This is a genomic window from Acinetobacter sp. USHLN143, assembly GCF_037145695.1.
In the GTDB taxonomy this organism is placed as follows: domain Bacteria; phylum Pseudomonadota; class Gammaproteobacteria; order Pseudomonadales; family Moraxellaceae; genus Acinetobacter; species Acinetobacter fasciculus.
This window is the reverse complement of sequence record NZ_JBBCWZ010000038.1, coordinates 1-19,612: the sequence shown is the minus strand read 5'-3', so window position 1 is coordinate 19,612 and position 19,612 is coordinate 1. Positions and strand designations below refer to the sequence as shown.

The 19,612-nt window shown below is 44.0% G+C and carries 15 protein-coding genes and 3 pseudogenes; 12 read left to right on the top strand and 6 right to left on the bottom strand.

Features of this window, described 5'->3' with window-relative positions:
* Positions 1–8: 8 nt before the first annotated feature.
* On the bottom strand, positions 9–1,400 hold the full coding sequence (gene mdtD / locus WFH18_RS10750; protein ID WP_086044350.1) for a multidrug transporter subunit MdtD: 1,392 nt from the start codon (positions 1,398–1,400) through the stop codon (positions 9–11).
* A gap of 177 nt (positions 1,401–1,577) precedes the next feature.
* Here mdtD and WFH18_RS10745 point away from each other — a divergent pair, with 177 nt between their 5' ends.
* Positions 1,578–3,395, top strand: a complete 1,818-nt coding sequence (locus WFH18_RS10745; protein WP_121979725.1) for a choice-of-anchor I family protein — start codon at positions 1,578–1,580, stop codon at positions 3,393–3,395.
* A 153-nt stretch (positions 3,396–3,548) separates the two neighbouring features.
* A complete protein-coding gene (locus tag WFH18_RS10740) occupies positions 3,549–4,523 on the top strand; it encodes a hypothetical protein (protein WP_121979726.1) in 975 nt (324 codons plus the stop codon).
* 66 nt (positions 4,524–4,589) lie between these two features.
* Here WFH18_RS10740 and WFH18_RS10735 read toward each other — a convergent pair whose 3' ends face one another.
* Complete coding sequence (locus WFH18_RS10735) at positions 4,590–5,210, bottom strand: TIGR00730 family Rossman fold protein (protein WP_004281026.1); 621 nt, start codon at positions 5,208–5,210, stop codon at positions 4,590–4,592.
* A 332-nt stretch (positions 5,211–5,542) separates the two neighbouring features.
* On the opposite strand from WFH18_RS10735, the gene WFH18_RS10730 reads away from it, so the two are divergent.
* The 6 genes from WFH18_RS10730 to WFH18_RS10705 all read left to right on the top strand — a co-directional run bounded on the left by WFH18_RS10730 (position 5,543) and on the right by WFH18_RS10705 (position 14,025).
* Positions 5,543–7,120, top strand: a complete 1,578-nt coding sequence (locus tag WFH18_RS10730; protein ID WP_121979727.1) for a TerC family protein — start codon at positions 5,543–5,545, stop codon at positions 7,118–7,120.
* Positions 7,121–7,193: 73 nt separating this feature from the next.
* The gene (locus WFH18_RS10725; RefSeq protein ID WP_005263978.1) at positions 7,194–7,658 is read left to right on the top strand and encodes a YchJ family protein; all 465 of its coding nucleotides are present in this window, start codon (positions 7,194–7,196) and stop codon (positions 7,656–7,658) included.
* 61 nt (positions 7,659–7,719) lie between these two features.
* Positions 7,720–8,364 carry a trimeric intracellular cation channel family protein gene (locus WFH18_RS10720; RefSeq protein WP_004644893.1) on the top strand — a complete coding sequence of 215 codons (645 nt, stop codon included), beginning with the start codon at positions 7,720–7,722 and terminating at the stop codon, positions 8,362–8,364.
* A gap of 129 nt (positions 8,365–8,493) precedes the next feature.
* Positions 8,494–9,813 carry a niacin transporter NiaP gene (niaP, locus tag WFH18_RS10715; RefSeq protein ID WP_121979728.1) on the top strand — a complete coding sequence of 440 codons (1,320 nt, stop codon included), beginning with the start codon at positions 8,494–8,496 and terminating at the stop codon, positions 9,811–9,813.
* A gap of 165 nt (positions 9,814–9,978) precedes the next feature.
* Entirely contained in the window at positions 9,979–12,198 is a 2,220-nt protein-coding gene (parC, locus tag WFH18_RS10710; RefSeq protein WP_121979729.1) for a DNA topoisomerase IV subunit A, read from the top strand.
* A gap of 150 nt (positions 12,199–12,348) precedes the next feature.
* Positions 12,349–14,025: a long-chain-fatty-acid--CoA ligase gene (locus tag WFH18_RS10705; RefSeq protein ID WP_004644897.1), complete on the top strand. Its 1,677-nt coding sequence runs from the start codon at positions 12,349–12,351 to the stop codon at positions 14,023–14,025.
* A gap of 52 nt (positions 14,026–14,077) precedes the next feature.
* Here WFH18_RS10705 and WFH18_RS10700 read toward each other — a convergent pair whose 3' ends face one another.
* A complete protein-coding gene (locus tag WFH18_RS10700; protein ID WP_005108436.1) occupies positions 14,078–14,458 on the bottom strand; it encodes a hypothetical protein in 381 nt (126 codons plus the stop codon).
* 100 nt (positions 14,459–14,558) lie between these two features.
* Between WFH18_RS10700 and WFH18_RS10695 the strand changes: the two genes are divergently transcribed.
* Positions 14,559–14,957 (top strand): MAPEG family protein, encoded by a 399-nt coding sequence (locus WFH18_RS10695; protein ID WP_005249654.1) that lies wholly within the window; start codon positions 14,559–14,561, stop codon positions 14,955–14,957.
* 117 nt (positions 14,958–15,074) lie between these two features.
* Entirely contained in the window at positions 15,075–15,611 is a 537-nt protein-coding gene (gene ppa, locus WFH18_RS10690; protein WP_004281037.1) for an inorganic diphosphatase, read from the top strand.
* 96 nt (positions 15,612–15,707) lie between these two features.
* Here the strand turns inward: ppa and WFH18_RS10685 are convergent, their stop codons facing one another.
* On the bottom strand, positions 15,708–17,054 hold the full coding sequence (locus tag WFH18_RS10685) for an OprD family outer membrane porin (protein ID WP_005249655.1): 1,347 nt from the start codon (positions 17,052–17,054) through the stop codon (positions 15,708–15,710).
* A gap of 596 nt (positions 17,055–17,650) precedes the next feature.
* Between WFH18_RS10685 and WFH18_RS10680 the strand changes: the two genes are divergently transcribed.
* Entirely contained in the window at positions 17,651–18,385 is a 735-nt protein-coding gene (locus tag WFH18_RS10680) for a TorF family putative porin (RefSeq protein WP_004732532.1), read from the top strand.
* A gap of 47 nt (positions 18,386–18,432) precedes the next feature.
* On the opposite strand, the pseudogene WFH18_RS10675 reads toward WFH18_RS10680, so the two are convergent.
* Positions 18,433–19,026, bottom strand: a pseudogene (locus tag WFH18_RS10675) (ATP-binding protein); the annotation flags it as partial.
* Between the two features lie 215 nt (positions 19,027–19,241).
* On the opposite strand from WFH18_RS10675, the pseudogene WFH18_RS10670 reads away from it, so the two are divergent.
* Positions 19,242–19,502: pseudogene (locus WFH18_RS10670) on the top strand (transposase); the annotation flags it as partial.
* Between the two features lie 26 nt (positions 19,503–19,528).
* On the opposite strand, the pseudogene WFH18_RS10665 reads toward WFH18_RS10670, so the two are convergent.
* Positions 19,529–19,612: pseudogene (locus tag WFH18_RS10665) on the bottom strand (IS1 family transposase); the annotation flags it as partial.

Here is a 19,612-nt window from a genome sequence, read left to right as displayed (position 1 = left end):
ATAGCGCATCAAACCGGGGTATTTTTAGGAATATGCCAGAAAATATAGGCCGCAATAATATTGATGCAGCCTAAACAGATCAGTGATACATGAAAAGCAGCCACCAGATTGTCAGCGCCGTAATAGGCACTCAGCATGTTCACCAGTGTTCCTGCCAGTGCCACCCCGATACTCATTGACAGCATCATGATCATCGACAGGAAACTGTTGCCGCTACTGGCATCCTGCTGGCTTAAGTCCTTTAAGGTCAGGGTATTCATCGACACGAATTGCAGTGAATTTAAAATGCCGAAGATAAAGAAATGAATCGCACGGAGCCAGATTGGGGTTTCCGCCGTGGTCAGGGCAAAACTGGCAATACATAGACCTACCAGTAAGGTATTGACCAGCAAGACCCGACGGTAGCCAAAACGCTGAATGATGTTGCGGATAATCGGTTTGGAGGCCAGCGAACCAAGCACAGTCGGAATCATCAATAAACCGGTAATAAAAGGTTCGAAACCGAAAGCCACCTGCAACATCAGCGGCAGTAAAAACGGAATCGAGTTACCGCCGAGACGGGCAAAGAAATTACCCAAAATACCAATCGCATAAATTTTATTTTTAAACAGCCGGCTGCGAAACAGGGCGTTGCTATGGGTATGCGAATGATAGGCATAAATCAGGGTGGCCAATAAACCGGCCAGAATCAGGCTCAGGCTCCACCACAGCGAGTTTTGTGGACTGGCAAAATTTTCAATTCCGAGACAGAGACCCACCATCGCCACGACCAGCAAGATAAAGCCCCAATAATCAAAACGGGCGACTGTGGGTTCAAGTACATTCGGCATGGCCTTAAAGGTAATCAGTGCGCCCAGCAAGCCAATCGGCAAATTGATCAGGAAAATCCAATGCCAGGACAGATATTCGACCATCCAGCCACCTAGGGTCGGCCCAATTAAAGGACCAATCAGGCCGGCCAGACTCATCAGGCTCATAGCGGCCAGAAACTGGGTACGGGGAATGATCTTTAGCATCGCCAACCGGCCGACCGGCAGCAATAATGCACCACCGATCCCTTGAAAGATCCGGTACACCAATAATTCATTCAGGCTACTTGACCAGGCACAGCCCAAAGAGGCCAAAGAGAAAATAATAATCGCAGCAAAATAGGTATTTCTGACCCCGAACCGGTCTGCCAGCCAGCCACTTAAGGGAATGCAGGCCGCCACAGACAGCACATAAGCCACGACCACACTGTGCATGCGTAGCGGATCTTCCTGCAAATTTTGGGCAATTGCAGGTAAGGCGGTATTAATAATGGTGGTATCCAGCCCCTGCATGAAAAAGCCAATCGAGACCAACAAGACCAACAATCTAAACTCGGGATCTAAGGCTTGATGCGTAGGCGTGGCATTCATAATTCTGGAAAACTGAAAATTTTGAATAGTTTAAAGGAATCAGCCGAGTCTGTCGTATATAAAGCGTTTCAACTTTTATGCGGTGTTGTGTCAAGGAACTGCAACCGATCTGTCATGGCACTGCAATGCTCTGGTTATAAATTGGTCACGAATTCTTCATGATAGATCAACAAAAAAATGAAATTAAAATTAAAGTCATTGATAGTGGCCATGCTGGCTGTGGGGATGGTGGCATGTGGAACTGAGAATGAAAATGAAACGCCGGTTCCAATCGTTGAGGCTACACCGAACTCGATCGAGTTAAGCAAATTAGCTGCTTATGAATCGGGTGTGTTTGCGCAAAGTGCAGCAGAAATTCCGGCCTTTGATGCCGAGAGTCAACGCCTATTCGTGGTCAATGCCAAAGAAGGCGTATTAGATGTACTGGATTTAAGTCGACCTGATCAGCCGAAAAAAATAAGTTCTATCACGGTCGATGACATTGCGCCAGAGGCTGAGGTCAACAGTGTCGCGGTACACAATGGCATCGTCGCCATTGCAATTCAGGCTGCTGTGAAAACAGACCCTGGCTATGTGGCTTTATATCAGGCCAAAGACCTGAGCAAGCTGGCCCACGTACAGGTGGGTGCCTTGCCGGATATGCTGACTTTCACACCGGATGGTCAAAGCTTGCTGGTGGCCAATGAAGGCGAGCCTTCTGATGATTATCAGGTCGATCCAGAAGGTTCAGTGTCTGTCATTAGTCTGGCCAATTTAAAAGCCCCGATCGTTCGTACAGCAGACTTTAAGGCCTTGAATGGACGGGAAGCAGCATTGCGTGAACAGGGCATCCGCATTTTCGGACCAAAGGCCAGCGCAGCTCAGGATTTTGAACCTGAGTACATCACTGTTTCAAAAGATGGAAAAACCGCCTGGGTTGCCTTACAAGAAAACAATGCCTTGGCCAAAATTGATGTGGCTTCTGCCAAGGTACTCGCTGTTTATCCATTTGGCTTTAAAGATCATGGCATGAAGGGTCATGGTATGGATGTCAGCGATGCGGATGGTGTCGAGGGTAAAGGCAAAATCGATATTCAAACTTGGGCCAATGTCCGTGGCTTATATATGCCAGATGCGATTGCAAGTTTCGAGGTCGCGGGTAAAACCTATATTGTGTCTGCCAATGAAGGCGATGCCCGTGCCTGGGGTAAAAACAATCCTGCATATTTCAATAACGATACCAGCCAAGGCTTTGTAGAAGAATGGCGGGTGAAACACTTGGTGCATGCTAAAGGCTTTGACCGCCGTCTGGGTGATGATTTACCAGCTCATCTTCGGGTATTGGCCGCTGGTGCAGAATTGAACCCGAATAATTTTGCGTATTGCGGTGCTATTGTAGGGGATGCCAAAGACTGCCGTGAAGATCATCTGTTGGGCCGTTTAAATATTACGTGGACCGAAGGCTATCAAAAAAATGCCGATGGTACAGCCAAACTGAATGAACGGGGCAATCTGGTCTATGATCATTTATATAGCTTTGGTACACGCTCGGTCAGTATCTGGGTGGAAAATGATCAGCAGACCGGTTTAGAACTGGTATGGGATTCGGGCGATCAGTTTGAGCAGTATATTGCCAAACATCATCCTGAGATTTTCAACTTTAATCATGAAGAAGCCGGACTGGATAATCGCAGTGACAATAAAGGGCCGGAACCTGAAGGGGTGACCTTGGGGCAGATTGGTCAAAAAACCTTTGCCTTTATTGGGCTGGAGCGTGTCGGTGGCATCATGGTATATGATGTGTCTACACCTGCATCACCAGTCTTTGTGCAATATATTAATTCACGTGATTTTAAAGCGACTACAGCGCAGATTGAAATGGGACAAGCTGGTGATTTAGGACCGGAAGGTTTGGTATTTATCCCCGCCAAAGACTCCCCGAATAAGAAACCACTCTTGATGGTCGGCCATGAAGTCAGTGGCAGCACCACGATTTATCAAGTAAATCTCAAGTAACCAAAAGCTTTTAGATTCAGGGCACTTAGGTGCTCTTTTTTGTAAGGTGACCGTATATATGACAGTCTTGTCATTAAAATGAAATAAAACCGTCATAATCTTGGGCCAACTTTTCAGCAGTGCTGAAATCTCCTCGCGTATAGGTTTGTTTTTATGACAATCGAGATTTTGATGGTGATCGGCTTCTGTTTGGCCGCTTACTCTATTGTCGGAAATGATGTACCTCAAACCCTAGGGACATTTATTTCTTCGAATTCACATCGCCCATGGTGGGTGTTGTGGATTTATATCAGCTCAATTTTAATTGTCGTATTGGTCTATGGTTGGTATGCATCTGGGGTGGGTGATGCCTCATACGGTCGTTTAGAAACGATTCCTTTCCCTGAAGGTGGCATTACCTGGCTGTATATTGTGCCGCCAATTCTCCTGTTAATACTGACCAAATACGGGATTCCAGTCAGTACCACCTTCCTGGTGCTTACGATTTTCTCTCCTGCCAGCTTAGGCTCGATGATGGTCAAATCGATGATGGGCTATGCGGTGGCCTTTGTGGTGGCGATTGTCATCTATCGTTTTGTGGTCAAGCAGCTGGCACGCCATTTTGCCAAGACACGTCATCAGGAACACTCCAAGGTCTGGATGGGCTTGCAGTGGGTTTCTACCGGTTTCCTGTGGAGTCAATGGCTGATTCAGGATCTGGCTAACATCTTCGTGTATGTGCCACGTCAGGTGCCGTTTGAATTCCTGATGTTTGCGATTATGGTATTCGTGGTCTTGCTGGGTGTGATTCTGTATCAACGTGGCGGGGCGATCCAGAACATTGTCGACACCAAAACCGGTGTGACCGACATTCGTGCTGCAACGATTATCGACTTCATGTATGCCATTATCCTGTTAGTTTTTAAAGAGTGGAGCAACATTCCAATGAGTACCACCTGGGTATTCCTGGGCTTACTCGCAGGTCGTGAATTTGCCATGTCAATGATTCTGGATGAAGTCAACAAACATCGTACTTCACGTAATGTCAGTGCAGATGCCATGAAACTGATGTTCGGTCTGGCCATGTCGGTCATTCTGGCAACAACTTTGCCGATGTTTTATGAGTTTGTGACGAATTATGGTCAATAAGTCCTGATATTAAAAATCCAATAAAAAAGCGAGCCAGGTGCTCGCTTTTTTCTTAATTGGAATGGTTTAAACCACAAATCTTTGCGGATGGCCTAAATTAGTTAAAGTTGTATAAATTTCTTCTTCGTGTTCGCAAATGATCAGTTTGGCGCGATGCTGTGGCGGTAAAAAACCATCTTCGACCGCACGGTCCAGCTGTGCAATCAAGGCATCATAGAAGCCATTCACATTATACAACATCATCGGTTTTTGATGCTGGTTCAACTGGCCCCAGGTGGCAATTTCCAAAATTTCTTCAAACGTGCCGAGTCCACCTGGCAAGGCCACAAAGGCACAGGCCCGCTCGGCCATCATGGCTTTACGTTGATGCATGCTGGTCACCACATGTAATTCGGTGAGCTGGTTATGGGCAATTTCATAATCCAGCATAAATTCAGGAATCACCCCTACAGCTTCACCGCCATGCTGGATCATGGCATCCGCGACCTGTCCCATCAAGCCAATACTGGCGCCACCGTAAACCAGCCCGAAACCATGTTCTGCCAGTCCTTGCGAGAGATGAATGGCTTTTTCTAAATAAACCGGTTTGTTGCCTGCACGTGAACCACAATAGAGAGCCACTAGAGGGCGTGTTGTTTTTGGGGAGTTTTCTTTAAAATAATCTGTCATTTGAATTACGCTTTGCATTTATTTTCTTCACCTTATCATTTTTCTTTCTTGTGACTATAGCTTAATTAATAAATATGACAATTCTGTGTGCGGCTACATTTTCACTGCAATAGGGCTCAGCAAAATTCATCGATAAACAGCTATGAAAACAGGTGAATTTCAAATTGATCTTGATATACTGAAAATTGGTTTCACAACAATAGAACGACGATGGGTAGTGGTAGTTGGCCGTTTAACTTTATAAATCTACGCCAAATAATTGATCTTATTCAATATAAAAAATTCTGTTTTGCTGTGTCACAGCGTCAGGTGATTCCATGCTGCAGTCCTGAGCTTCAGGAGCCAAGCGTATGATCTTTGAATGGATGTCAGACCCTTCAGCCTGGGTCGGTTTACTCACGTTGATTGTTCTTGAGATTGTACTCGGGATCGACAATCTGGTTTTCATTGCTATTTTGGCGGAGAAACTGCCACCAGAACAACGTAATACGGCGCGGATTGTCGGCTTGATGCTGGCCCTGCTGATGCGTTTGATCTTACTGGCCTCGATTGCCTGGGTAGTGACCCTCACTGATCCACTATTCCACATCTTTGATCATGCTTTCTCGGGCCGCGATCTGATTCTATTGTTTGGTGGGGTGTTCCTGCTGTTTAAAGGCACCATGGAACTGCATGAGCGTCTGGAAGCCAAACCCGTCATCAAAGAAGAAAATCCGGTCCATGCGGTATTCTGGATGGTGATTGTGCAGATCGTGGTGCTGGATGCCGTTTTCTCATTGGACAGCGTGATTACTGCGGTTGGCATGGTCAAAGACCTGTCAGTTATGATGATTGCCGTGATTATTGCCATCGGGATTATGCTCTGGGCATCCAAAGCTCTGATGGATTTCGTCAACAGACATCCGACCGTGGTGATTCTGTGTCTGGGCTTCCTGATGATGATCGGCTTCTCGCTGGTGGTCGAAGGCTTCGGTTTCCATATTCCGAAAGGTTACCTGTATGCTGCAATTGGCTTCTCGGTGATTGTCGAATTTATTAACCAGACCATGAAACGCAATCAGGAAAAAATGGTGACCACCACCGACATGCGCTACCGTACTGCTTCAGCAGTGATGCGCATGCTCGGCGGCAAACCTGCTCAGGACAATGATTCTTCTGAGCCGGAAGATGTTCTGGCGACACGTGCCTTTGCCGATGAAGTCTTTAATGATGACAATGGCATCTATCATAGTGTCATGGTGCAGGGGGTACTGGGTCTGTCTGAACGTCCGGTCAAGTCGGTAATGACGCCACGTCCTGAACTGGAATGGATTGATCTGGACAATGACGCTGACAGTATCAAAGAACAGTTATTGCAGATGAGCCACTCGCGTCTGATTATCGCCCGGGGTGAACTGGATAATATTGCCGGTGTGGTACTGACCCATAAAGTCCTCAACGAATACATTGAAACCGGGGTGCTGGATTTTGAAAAGCACTTACGTGAACCGGTGATTGTGCATGAAAATGCCCAGGTCTTGATGGTGATGGAACAGTTGCGTCAGGCTCCATTGCAGATGGTAATTGTCCTGAATGAATATGGTTCAATTGAAGGGATTGCCACCCCAATTGATATTCTTGAAGCAATTGCCGGTGAATTCCCGGATGAAGATGAGTTGCAAGCCGCCGCGGAAAGCCTGGAAGATGGCAGCCTGATTCTGGATGGTTCCACCGATATTCGTCATGTTTCCTTGCTGCTGGATCGTGATCTGGTCAATGAAACCGAAGAATATTCGACTTTATCTGGTTATGTATTGTTCCATATGGCACGTTTACCACATAGCGGTGAAAAGTTTGAAGCAGATGGGCATATCTTTGAGGTCGTGACGATGGACGGTCATAAGATCGATAAAGTGCATATCATTCCGCAGCTTCCTGCACAGGACTAGATTCTAGCCAATGTTTGGCCTGTAAAGTTTGCTAAAATAGCCCGCATTGTCGGGCTATTTTTATGGAACTGAAATGTCAGAAGCATGTCCATGTGGACAAGGCGAATATCACAGTTGTTGTCAGCCACTGCATGTAGGGCAAAAGGTCGCAGAGACTGCACAGCAACTCATGCGTTCCCGTTACAGTGCCTTCGCCAAGCATGAAATCGATTACATCAAAACCACGACTGCGCTGGGTCAGCAACAAGCGCTGGACCTGCAGGCAATTAGTGAATGGAGTAAAGCCAATCAATGGTTAAAGCTTGAAATTGTTCAAGCCAATGAAAAACTAGATAAAAATCATGCCTTGGTCGAGTTTAAGGCACATTATCATGATGGCAAGCAGGCACAGGTGCATCATGAAGCTTCGCATTTTGTGAAGTTTGAAGGTCGCTGGTATTTTCTGGATCCGACTACAGACCATAACATCACCATGAAACAGGCCTGCATTTGTGGTTCGGGGAAAAAATTTAAGCAATGTTGTGCCGGATTCTTATAACTTTCACACAGATTTAGCTTAGAATAGCCGCCATCTCATAGCCTCAGGTGGAAGCAGGGCGATGTTACTGACCGTCATCTATATTATTGCAATTACCGCTGAAGCCATGACCGGGGCACTGTCCGCTGGCCGGCGCAGCATGGACTGGTTTGGCGTGATGATTATTGCCTGTGTCACGGCACTGGGCGGTGGTTCGGTCCGTGATGTTCTGCTCGGACATTATCCCTTGACTTGGGTCAAACATCCCGAATATCTGGTGCTGACCTGTTGCGCCGCCTTCGTCACCATCCTGATTGCCAAATGGATGCGACAGTTACGTAATGTCTTCCTGGTACTGGATGCCTTGGGGCTCATTGGCTTTACCATTATTGGCTGTCAGATTGCCCTGGAAATGGGACATGGTTTTGTGGTCAGCGCCGTTGCGGGTGTCTTGACCGGTGTGTCTGGCGGGATTTTGCGTGATATTTTATGTAATGACGTACCGCTGGTGTTCCGCCGTGAACTGTATGCCAGTATTGCCTTTGTTTCAGTGATCTTTTACTGGCTCTGTAGTCACTACGGCTTGTCGCAGGATCTGACCATTCTGTCTACCCTGATCTTTGGTTTTAGCTTACGTCTGATCGCCATCTATTTTGGTCTGGAAATGCCAAAATTCATTTATAAAGATGATGATGAGCACTCGGCATCTTCCAAAGACGAATCTTAATTTTTAAATGTATGAAGTGCGGCAATAAAAATAGCCGCATTCAACTCAATTCGTAGTATAAAAAATATAAAGCAGCCCACCTGTTGAGAAAGCAGCATCTCCCGTTCCACCTGATCAGAGATTTTTGTTATGGATTTAGTTTCTCGCATACAACGCTTACCGATTGGTAGGTTTCACTACACCTTGCTGGTGGTGATTGGACTGGGCTGGATGTTTGATGCGATGGATACCGGATTGATTTCCTTTATCCTGGCAAAAATGGCTGAAGACTGGCAGATGACTGCCGATCAAAAAAGCTGGGTGGTGTCGATCGGTTTTGTCGGCATGGCGATCGGGGCGATTTGTTCAGGTGGCCTGGCAGACCGTTTTGGCCGTAAAACAGTCTTTGCTGCGACCCTGGTCATTTATAGCTTGGCTACGGCGGCCTGCGCTTTTGCACCAAATTTGACCTGGCTATTAGTGTTTCGTTTTATCGTTGGTTTAGGCTTGGGTGGTCAGTTACCCGTGGCCGTAACGCTGGTCAGTGAATATATTCCTGCGCGTGTACGTGGCCGTTTTATTGTCTTGCTGGAAAGTTTCTGGGGATTGGGCTGGCTGGTCGCGGCGCTGGTATCGCGCTTTGTTATTCCAGATTTTGGTTGGCAAACCGCTTTTATGATTGGTGGCCTGCCTGCGCTGTATGCCATCGTGATCTGGAAAATGGTGCCGGAATCTATTCCATTCCTGATTAACCGTGGCCGTATAGAAGAAGCCTCGGCACTGGTGAAAAAGATTGAAGCGAAATGTGGCGTTCAAGTTTATGAAATCTTTGAAGTGAAACCAGTTGCAGAGAAGCAGCATATTTCATTTTCCCAGCTATGGTCGGGTATCTTTGCGCGCCGTACGCTCATGCTCTGGCTGATCTGGTTCGGTATTATTTTCTCCTATTATGGCATTTTTACCTGGTTGCCAAGCTTACTGGTCAAAGAAGGCTATAGCATCGTACAGTCATTTGAATATGTGCTGATTATGATTCTGGCGCAGCTGCCCGGTTATCTTGTGGCGGCATGGCTGGTCGAAAAACTCGGTCGTAAGCCGACTTTGGCCGGCTTTATTGGCATGTGCGCGATTTCTGCCTATTTCTTTGGCCAGTCGGGTAGTGTTACTGAAATCGTGATTTGGGGCTGTCTGATGTCCTTCTTTAATCTCGGTGCCTGGGGCGTACTCTATACTTATACCCCGGAACAATATCCGACCAATATCCGTGCCTTTGGTTCAGGCTGGGCTGGCGCAGTAGGCCGGATTGGCGGTATCGCGGCACCTTTTGCCGTAACCCATCTGATGGGCATGCCCAATGGTTTCAGCTATGTCTTTACCATGTTTACGGCAGTTCTGGTGGCTGTCGCGATTGTGATTCTGGTCCTGGGTGAAGAAACCAAGGGCAAGACCTTGGAATCGATGGGCTTATAAACAGAATGATTTTTTAGTTGCTTAGGGCCTATAAAGTGGATATTTTTAGGCCATAAGACACAAATTGTCGCGCTGAACGATTTGATGCCCTTGTGTCATCTACAGCCACGACTTAGCATAAGAAACATTGATACAAAAACGAATTATTTAGGACTATAGGTTGTTATGACAAGCCTTGCGCATCATGCGACAGAAAACCGCTCCGTAGCAGAATTTACCGAACAAGCTTATCTGAATTACGCCATGTACGTGATTATGGATCGGGCACTCCCTCATATTAGCGATGGCCTGAAACCGGTACAGCGCCGGATTGTCTATGCCATGAGTGAACTGGGCCTGAAATGGACCAGCAAACCGAAGAAATCGGCACGTACGGTCGGTGACGTACTGGGTAAATACCATCCGCATGGTGACTCGGCCTGTTATGAAGCCATGGTGCTGATGGCACAGCCCTTTAGTTATCGTTACCCGTTTATTGAAGGGCAGGGCAACTGGGGTTCACCAGATGATCCAAAGTCTTTCGCAGCGATGCGTTATACCGAAGCCAAGCTTTCCCAGTACAGTGAACTATTACTGTCTGAACTGGGACAGGGCACCTGTGAATGGCAGGACAACTTTGACGGTTCGATGAAAGAACCGGTGAACTTGCCGGCACGTGTACCGAACATCTTGCTGAATGGCACCACTGGTATTGCTGTCGGTATGGCCACAGACATTCCACCGCATAACCTGCGTGAAGTGGTCAAAGGGACGATTGCGCTAATTCGTAATCCGAGCCTGACCGATGAAAAAATCGCAGAATATATTCCTGCGCCAGATTTGCCGACCAAAGCCGAAATTATCACCCCACCTGCTGAACTATTAAAAATTCAAACCACAGGTCGTGGCAGTTATCGCATGCGTGCGGTTTATAGCGTCGATAAAAACGAAATTATCATCACGGAACTGCCTTATCAGGTGTCCGGTTCCAAAATCATCACCCAGATTGCCGATCAGATGCAGGCCAAAAAACTGCCATTGGTCAGCGATGTACGGGATGAATCGGATCATGCCAATCCAACCCGTTTAGTGATTGTCCTGCGTTCGAATCGTATTGATGCCGAATCGGTGATGAGTCACTTGTTTGCCACCACCGATCTGGAATCCAGTTATCGTGTCAATATGAACATGATTGGTGCCGATGGCCGTCCACAGGTGAAATCGATTCGTCGTATTTTACTGGAATGGATTGAAATCCGTAAAACCACGGTAACACGCCGTCTGCAATATCATCTGAACAAGATCGAAAAACGCCTACATATTCTCGGCGGTCTGATCATTGCCTATCTGAATATTGATGAAGTGATTCAGATTATCCGTGAGGAAGATCAGCCAAAGCCGGTACTGATGCAGCGTTTTAATATTGACGAAATTCAGGCTGAAGCGATTCTGGAACTGAAATTGCGTCATTTAGCCAAGCTTGAAGAAATGGAAATGCGCCGTGAGCAGGAAGAACTGGAAGCGAAAGCGGCAGTGATTCGTGAACAACTGGCCAATCCGGAATCTTTAAAAAGCTTGATCATTTCTGAGCTGAAAGACGATGCCAAGAAATTCGGCGATGATCGCCGTTCGCCAATCGTACAGCGTGCCGAAGCTGCTGCAATTAATGAAACTGAAATGTTGCCGGCCGATCCGGTAACGGTGGTGTTATCAGAAGCTGGCTGGATTCGCTGTGCCAAAGGTCATGAAGTCGATGCAGAAAATCTGAATTTCCGTGCTGGTGATCAATACTTGAGTCATGCACAGGGCAAATCCAATCAACGCGTTTATGTATTAGATGACACTGGGCGTAGCTATGCCTTGGCCATCAACACGCTGCCATCTGCGCGTGGTCTCGGCGAACCACTCAGTTCAAAACTGTCTCCAGGCAGCGGGGTAGGTTTTAAACAGGTTCTGGTGGCAGAGGATGAAACTGAAATTCTAGCAGCAAGCAACAAAGGCTATGGCTTTAAAACCCAGGCCAAGCAGCTGGATACCAGTGCCAAAGCCGGGAAAGCTTTCCTGAATTTATCTGAAGGGGCAGAGGTCATGAACCTGCAGCCACTCGAAGATGCCACACATGTTGCACTGCTCAGTTCAGCAGGACGCCTGTTGATTGTCGATTTAGCAGAATTACCTGTACTGAACAAAGGTAAAGGAAATAAATTGATACAACTTGAAGGTGATGAACAAATTTTGTCCATGACAATATTGAAGCTTGATGAAATAATTCAAGTGCTTGCAGGACAACAGCAGTTAAAATTAAAAGGGGATGATTTGCGCAAATATATCGGTAAGCGCGGTGCAAAAGGACAGCTTTTACCACGCGGATATCAAAAAGCAAATAAACTGTTGATTCAAAGATAAGACTAGCATCCATCCTGCGAAATACGTTATATATGAACAACGATTCAACAAGATGGATGCAATATCGCACATATACAAGTCTAAAAATGGCGTGTGATATTGAAAAAAACAGTTGAAATACTAAGGATTATGATTGGAGAGATGGCCATTATGGAAAAAATTTGGTTTGCTGAATACCAAAAAACAGGGATTCCAGAAACAGTAGAATTACCAGCAGAAAATACTTCTCTAGTAGATATTTTTGAGCGTAATTTCCAAAAATTCGGCTCGCGTGATGCCTTTATCTTTATGGATAAGGCAATGACTTTCAATGAATTGGAAGAGGCGAGCCGCAAGTTTGCAACTTATCTACAAAGCTTGGGGTTGGCAAAAGGTTCACGTGTGGCAGTGATGATGCCAAACGTTCTTCAGTATCCAGTCGTGGCACTTGGGGTGTTCCGCGCAGGTTTGGTATTGGTCAACGTGAATCCACTCTACACATCGCGTGAACTTGAGCATCAATTGAATGACTCAGGCGCTGAAGTACTGGTAATTATTGAGAACTTTGCTTCTGTTTATCAAGCGATTATTGGTAAAACACCAGTGAAACATGTCGTGGTCGCTTCTGTCGGTGACATGCTGGGTGCCTTGAAAGGCACACTGGTGAACTTTGTATTGCGTTCTGTACGCAAGCAAATTCCAGCTTGGGATATTCCAGGCCATGTGAGATTTAATGCGGCGTTATCTAAAGTTAATCCAAGTAACTATAAACGCCCTGAATTGACCCTGAGCGATACAGCAGTTCTTCAGTACACAGGGGGTACGACGGGTGTATCTAAAGGCGCTGAACTGACACATCGTAATTTGGTTGCGAACATGCTGCAGTGTGACGGTATTTTCCAGAGTAAATTTGGTGCGCAAGATGGTCAGCCAGATGACCGTATTTTCTGTGCCTTGCCGCTTTATCATATCTTTGCATTCATGGTATGCGCACTTTACGGTATGTACAAAGGTCAGGCGAACGTTCTGATTCCAAACCCGCGTGATTTACCTGCGGTGATGAAAGAACTACGTAAATATCAACCGACTTTCTTCCCGGCAGTGAATACACTGTTCAATGCGCTGGTAAACAATGAAGAGTTTAAGCAACTTGATCATAGTAAACTGAAAATGGCGATGGGCGGCGGTATGGCAGTACTTCCTTCTACTGCAGCAGCATGGAAGAAAGTTACCGGAACCAATATCGTTGAAGGCTATGGTTTGTCTGAAACTTCTCCGGTGGCAACAGCAAACCCACCTGCGTCTGAAGAATTCAGTGGCACTATTGGTATTCCATTACCATTGACTGAAGTGGCTATTCTGGATGATGAAGGCAATGAAGTTCCACTGGGTGAGCAAGGTGAAATTTCAATCCGTGGTCCTCAGGTCATGAAAGGCTATTGGAACCGTCCGGATGAAACTGAAAAAGTCATGGTGAATGGCTTCTTCCGTACCGGTGATATCGGTGTCATGGATTCACGTGGTTATGTGAAAATTGTAGACCGTAAGAAAGACATGATTTTAGTGTCTGGTTTTAACGTCTATCCATCTGAAATTGAAGAAGTTGTAGCAACTCATCCAAAAGTACTGGAAGTGGCTGCGATTGGTGTGCCAGATGAAAAATCGGGTGAAGTGCCAAAACTGTTTGTCGTGAAAAAAGATCCGTCTTTAACCACAGAAGAAGTTTTAGCATTCGCTAAAGAAAACCTGACCGGTTATAAACGTCCACGTTATGTCGAGTTTATGGATGAATTGCCAAAATCAAACGTAGGTAAAATCCTGCGTAAAGATTTACGTAAAACAGCCTAATACCTATAAGAAAAAAAAAGCGCCGTCAGGCGCTTTTTTTGATTTGGACTTTTTATTTTTTCATTAACCAGCGATCAAAATAAGGACGACCTACACCAACTACTCCCAAGAAGATAAACATGGTGCCAAACTGGCGAGTAAATCCGGTTTGATTAAAGCTGCCATAACTTAGAATGTTATCGACCAAGCAATACACCAGAATCGCGACCAGCCAGTGCCAGAGAGGCATACGCTTGATACCGACGAAATAAAAGGCAATCCATAAAATGGCAAAGGTGAAGATTGGTGACCAGATATTCATATTGGCACAAATGACAGCCATCAGAAATGCCACAATCGGTAGGACAATTTTTAATACGCGATCCACTTGACGTTGATGCTGGCGTTGTTTCTCGAGGACATCGAACATTTCATTTTGATCAGGCGCGACCATAGTGAATCCTTAACAAGTAATAAAAAGCACTCTATTTAACAAAATTTATTCACGAAATGCCATGCTATGATAGAGATAAAATTTTCATGAGAAAAAACAGATGCACAGCATTAGTGGGATTATTTATCTCATTTTGGCCGCTTGTCTTTTGCCTTATGTGTTTACATTGATTGCAAAAAAATCAGCAGGCTTCAGCAGCAAAGACAATCAGAACCCACGGGCATTTTTAGAAAAGTCTTCAGGCTTGGCCAGTCGCGCGAATGCTGCCCAGCAGAATAGCTTTGAAAGTTTGCCACTCTTTATTGCTGCTATTCTAATGGCGGAATATATGGTGGTGCCGCAAAGTGTAGTGATGACTTTTGGTGTAGCTTATCTGGTTTTTCGTGTGTTGTACGGAATCTGCTATTTGGCCAACTGGGCGACTTTACGCTCTATCGTATGGTTGCTCTCGATGTTATGTCCGGTAGCTTTATTGCTGCTGATCATCAAGTTGGTTTAAGTCATCAGGTCTGCGGACATATTTACAGTTCGATATTTTAAAATCCAAAAAAATCTTTAAAAACCGTTATAATTGTCGCGGTTTTTTAAAAGATATAACTTGTTAAAGAGTGATGCTATGAGCTACAGCAATATCCCAGCGGGTAAAGATGCGCCAAACGATATCTATGTGATCATCGAAATTCCTGCAAATGCAGCACCAATCAAATACGAAATCGATAAAGATTCTGATGCGTTATTTGTAGACCGTTTCATGGGTACAGCAATGTTCTACCCAGCAAACTACGGTTATGTACCAAACACACTATCGCTTGATGGTGACCCATTAGACGTACTGGTTGTAACACCTCATCCAGTAGAGCCAGGTTCAGTCATTCGTTGTCGTCCTGTCGGTAAATTGAACATGGAAGATGACGGTGGTGTTGATGCGAAACTGGTTGCAGTTCCACATGACAAACTGACCCCAATCTACAAAGATGTTCAGGAATATACTGATCTTCCTCCATTGTTGATCAGCCAGATCGAACATTTCTTTCAGCACTACAAAGATTTAGAGCCAGGAAAATGGGTTAAGTTAAGTGGTTGGGAAGGTGCTGATGTTGCGAAACAAGAAGTACTGGACTCAATTGCTGCTTATGCAGAAGCAAATAAATAATTGCTTTTTGTTGTCCAGGTTTTAACTTTTTAAAGCCTGGAATAAAAAAAACCTGCACAATGTGCAGGTTTTTTTATGGCTTGAAATTCGTGTGAATTAGAATAATTTCACAGGAATGTCTAACCAGATACGCCATTCATTAGTGTCACCAATGTAGTTTCCGTATTGGTATTCATCACTCGCACGGTAGTATGAGTGACGTACACGTAAGCTGGTATCTTTAGCAAAACCAGATTGAACTGTATATTTTACCTGATTAAAGAATTCACGTTCTTGAGCATCACCAGTGATTAATTGAGAGCGATCATTTTGATTAGCAACATCAATATCCCAACCATATACAAATGCAGAAGTCCAAGATAGGCCAGGAACATTCATTGCACTGAAATCGTAAGTGTATTGAAGCTGTGCTGATTTTTCATCATTACCAATGAAGTCAGACAGGTATGAGTTCGGCATATAAATGGTTTGATGACCATCACCTACACCTTGACCTAAACCATAGTCATAACCTGTATTACCTGTATTTTGTTGGTAAGCTAGCATGACATTGTGTGGGCCTTTATTATAGGTCGTAGAAATTGCCCAAATATTGTTGCTTAACTTATTTAGATCATTTGTGGTATGCGAATAAGTGTATGCACCACCATCTGACTTTTTATCCCAATCAGTATGATAGCCACTAAAGTCATGAGTTAAAGTACTACCATTCGCCAATGCATAATTATAGTTTGCATTAACATAATGACGCTCTAGGCGGTCTTTAATGTCTGTACCATAGTAAGAAGCATTAACTGCATCATTAAATTTGTATTTTGCACCCCAAACTACTGCGCGCTCCAATTCATTACCATCAGATTTGATCTGGCTTGAACGCTGGTTTTCAGTAAATTTACCAGCAACGAGGCTTAAGTTTTCGATTTCATTACTTTCAACCAATACACCTGTAAAGTATTCAGGTACTAAACGCGCAGTATTGCTTGCAAGTACAGGTAAGTCTAAAACCTGAGTACCATAAGTAGCAGTCGTGTTTGAAACACGTGCTTTTACATATGCGCCGCCACGTGCCCAATGATCATAAGCTGAACCATCCGGATGTTGAGGAATCATGTCATTACCGGCATGCGCATTTTCACCCAATTTGAAAGATGCATCACCGATAATACCGGCACCAAAGCCGACTACACCTTTGGTAAAACCAGAGTCTAATTTAACGATCGCAGTCTGAGCAGCTGAACTTGTATCATTAACAACTTCACGTGCACCGGTTTGATTGTTGTTATAGTTTGTTTTATCGCGGTGCAAATAGCCGGTACGGAAAAGTACAGAACCTTCTGCGTCTTCTACAAAACCTTTCGATTCGCTTTGCTCGCTAGCGAAAGCGGTAGAAACCAAAGCAGCCTGAATCAAAACTGCTAATGTTAATTTTTTTGAATTTTGCATTGGGAAGAGAGCCTTATACAAATTGATCGGAATTTTTTAGGAATTGTATAAGAATTGCTGAAAAAATGTCATTTTTTATTGGATATATTCCACTAAAGTTTAGATTTTTTTAACTCAAATTAAACAATAGCAAGGATTTGATATGATTAATTTCTGACCTATCGGTAAAAAGTGAGTAAAAACATAATCCTATTGGAAGATATAAATGATATTTCTGAAGTAGTGAAATAAACATGATCAGCTTGTTTATTTTAGAATGTGCAAAAATTTGATCAAAAATTACGCACTATTTTTTAGCACAAATTTTAGTCATTCTAAAAATAGAATCAAAATGGGGCAAATTGTAAATGATTATGTATAATTATTAAAAAAGTGAAGAAATACCCTTAAATACATTTATTTAAGAGAAAGCCTAGATAATTTAGTTTTTCATAATTTAAATTTTAATTTAAAAACAATGATTTAAATTTTATTTGTCTTTTTAGATTTATTATTTTGGTTCCTTTTATCCAGATTGGCATAGCTCTTGCAAATTTTGAGCTTGAGTTTAATCAATGATCATAAAAACGTCTCAGACGATCTGGGGGAGCCACACAATGAAATTAACATTAAAAGTATTATCTCTTGCTTTATTGGGCGCTGTATCTTCTTTTACTTTTGCCGAAGAACCTGTTGCTGAACATACGGTATCTGGAAATATCAGCGTACTTTCGAGCTATAACTTGCGTGGTATTACTAACATTCCTGAAAATAGCGGCGCTACCTTACAAGGTGGACTTGATTATAACCATGCGTCTGGCTTCTATGCAGGTTGGTGGGGATCTACGCTAGATTACCCTTTGTCTGAAGAAGGACGTGATGCTTTCGAAAATAACTTCTATGCTGGCTATAGCCATGCAGTCAATGATGACTTAGGTTTAACGATCGGTACGACCTACTATTATTATTATGAATCTGATGTCAATTCTGATGGATTTGAGCTGTTACTGGGTATGAGCTATAAAGATTTGGGCGTTACAGCACAAACTCTTCTTGAAGATACTACTTGGGGCAATGCAGGTGATACCTATTTAAAAGCTACTTATAGCTATGCTTTACCACAAGATTTCAGCTTGGATACAGCTTTAGGCTTATACGCTTATGAAAAATCAGGTGACTTTATTGAAGGAACTACAGAAAGTTTTGGTTTCCGTCATTTTGACATCGGTTTAAGCAAGCCACTTGGTGACACAGGTGTAACTGCAAGCATGAATTATATCTTGGGTGGTTATGATCGTTTTGATGAAAAACAAAAGAATAAAGTCGTATTTGGACTCGGTTATAGCTTCTAATCCTCTTTAGATAAAAAGGCGACCTTAGGTCGCCTTTTTTTAATGATCTAAATCTGCTGCTGCCCGCGATAAGACAGGGCCTCCGAAAGATGCTGACTTTGAATATCTGGACTTTGATTTAAATCGGCAATGGTGCGTGCAACACGCAAGACCCGATGATAGCCGCGCGCTGATAAATTCAGTTTTTGCTGAGCCATTTCAAGCATATTCTGAGCAGACTGATCTAATGCGGCATATTGCTCTAACTGCTTTGGACTCAAACTCATATTCAAGGTATTTTGCCGTTGCATCTGAATTTCATAGGCTGCAATGACGCGTTGTCTAACCGTTTCTGAGTTTTCTGTAGGTCGATTGTCCTGTAATTCATGCGCTTGTAATGGCGGTACATCAATATGCAAATCAATCCGATCCAGCAACGGGCCTGAAATCCGGTTCTGATAGCGTTTAATACTTTCGGGTGAACATTGGCAGCGGATATCTTGATTGAATGCATACCCACATGGACATGGATTCATGGCAGCCACCAACTGGAAATTAGCCGGAAAGGTAATTTGGCGTGATGCCCGGGAAATGACGATTTCCTTGGCTTCCAAAGGCTGACGTAGAACCTCCAGCACTTTGCGGTCGAATTCAGGCATTTCCCTAAATTGATAATTATGTAATCAAAAAGATCAAATAAGTTTTCATAAGAAATCTCTTCGAACTTCATAGAATTTCCAAAACTTTCAAGATAAATATTGTGAAGCTACTGCATAAAATATAATTTCTTGAAATTTCCTCCCAATTAACTTGATGTGTGCTGAAAAAACAGGAGGTTTTAACTTGGTAAACTAAACACACTCATCAGGAGTTTACCATGAGCAAGAAACACAAGACTTACACCACAGAATTTAAAGCTGAAGCCATCAAATTAATTGAAGCCAATCAAGGCAATGTCTCGGAAACAGCCAGACAACTTAGCATTTCAATGCAAACTCTTTCAAATTGGAATACCAAAGCAAAGGCTGGAACTTTAGCAGGTACAAAACAGTATTCACCTGATCTAAACGCTCTACTCGAAGAAAATAAAAAACTCAAACAACAGCTCAAAATAGCTGAAATGGAACGTGAATTTTTGGTGGTGTTTCAAAAAGTATGCTGGCATTAAACGAATCCATTATTGATATAAAAGAACACTAAATCAAAGGCTTTGAAATGATTTTCAAGCTTTTTGGAGAAGTTGCAGCT

Excerpts from the sequence above, each read along its gene's own strand:
- mdtD (WP_086044350.1), bottom strand. The coding sequence starts at position 1,400 with ATGAATGCCACGCCTACGCATCAAGCCTTAGATCCCGAGTTTAGATTG.
- WFH18_RS10745 (WP_121979725.1), top strand. The coding sequence starts at position 1,578 with ATGAAATTAAAATTAAAGTCATTGATAGTGGCCATGCTGGCTGTGGGG.
- WFH18_RS10740 (WP_121979726.1), top strand. The coding sequence starts at position 3,549 with ATGACAATCGAGATTTTGATGGTGATCGGCTTCTGTTTGGCCGCTTAC.
- WFH18_RS10735 (WP_004281026.1), bottom strand. The coding sequence starts at position 5,210 with ATGCAAAGCGTAATTCAAATGACAGATTATTTTAAAGAAAACTCCCCA.
- WFH18_RS10730 (WP_121979727.1), top strand. The coding sequence starts at position 5,543 with ATGATCTTTGAATGGATGTCAGACCCTTCAGCCTGGGTCGGTTTACTC.
- WFH18_RS10725 (WP_005263978.1), top strand. The coding sequence starts at position 7,194 with ATGTCAGAAGCATGTCCATGTGGACAAGGCGAATATCACAGTTGTTGT.
- WFH18_RS10720 (WP_004644893.1), top strand. The coding sequence starts at position 7,720 with ATGTTACTGACCGTCATCTATATTATTGCAATTACCGCTGAAGCCATG.
- niaP (WP_121979728.1), top strand. The coding sequence starts at position 8,494 with ATGGATTTAGTTTCTCGCATACAACGCTTACCGATTGGTAGGTTTCAC.
- parC (WP_121979729.1), top strand. The coding sequence starts at position 9,979 with ATGACAAGCCTTGCGCATCATGCGACAGAAAACCGCTCCGTAGCAGAA.
- WFH18_RS10705 (WP_004644897.1), top strand. The coding sequence starts at position 12,349 with ATGGAAAAAATTTGGTTTGCTGAATACCAAAAAACAGGGATTCCAGAA.
- WFH18_RS10700 (WP_005108436.1), bottom strand. The coding sequence starts at position 14,458 with ATGGTCGCGCCTGATCAAAATGAAATGTTCGATGTCCTCGAGAAACAA.
- WFH18_RS10695 (WP_005249654.1), top strand. The coding sequence starts at position 14,559 with ATGCACAGCATTAGTGGGATTATTTATCTCATTTTGGCCGCTTGTCTT.
- ppa (WP_004281037.1), top strand. The coding sequence starts at position 15,075 with ATGAGCTACAGCAATATCCCAGCGGGTAAAGATGCGCCAAACGATATC.
- WFH18_RS10685 (WP_005249655.1), bottom strand. The coding sequence starts at position 17,054 with ATGCAAAATTCAAAAAAATTAACATTAGCAGTTTTGATTCAGGCTGCT.
- WFH18_RS10680 (WP_004732532.1), top strand. The coding sequence starts at position 17,651 with ATGAAATTAACATTAAAAGTATTATCTCTTGCTTTATTGGGCGCTGTA.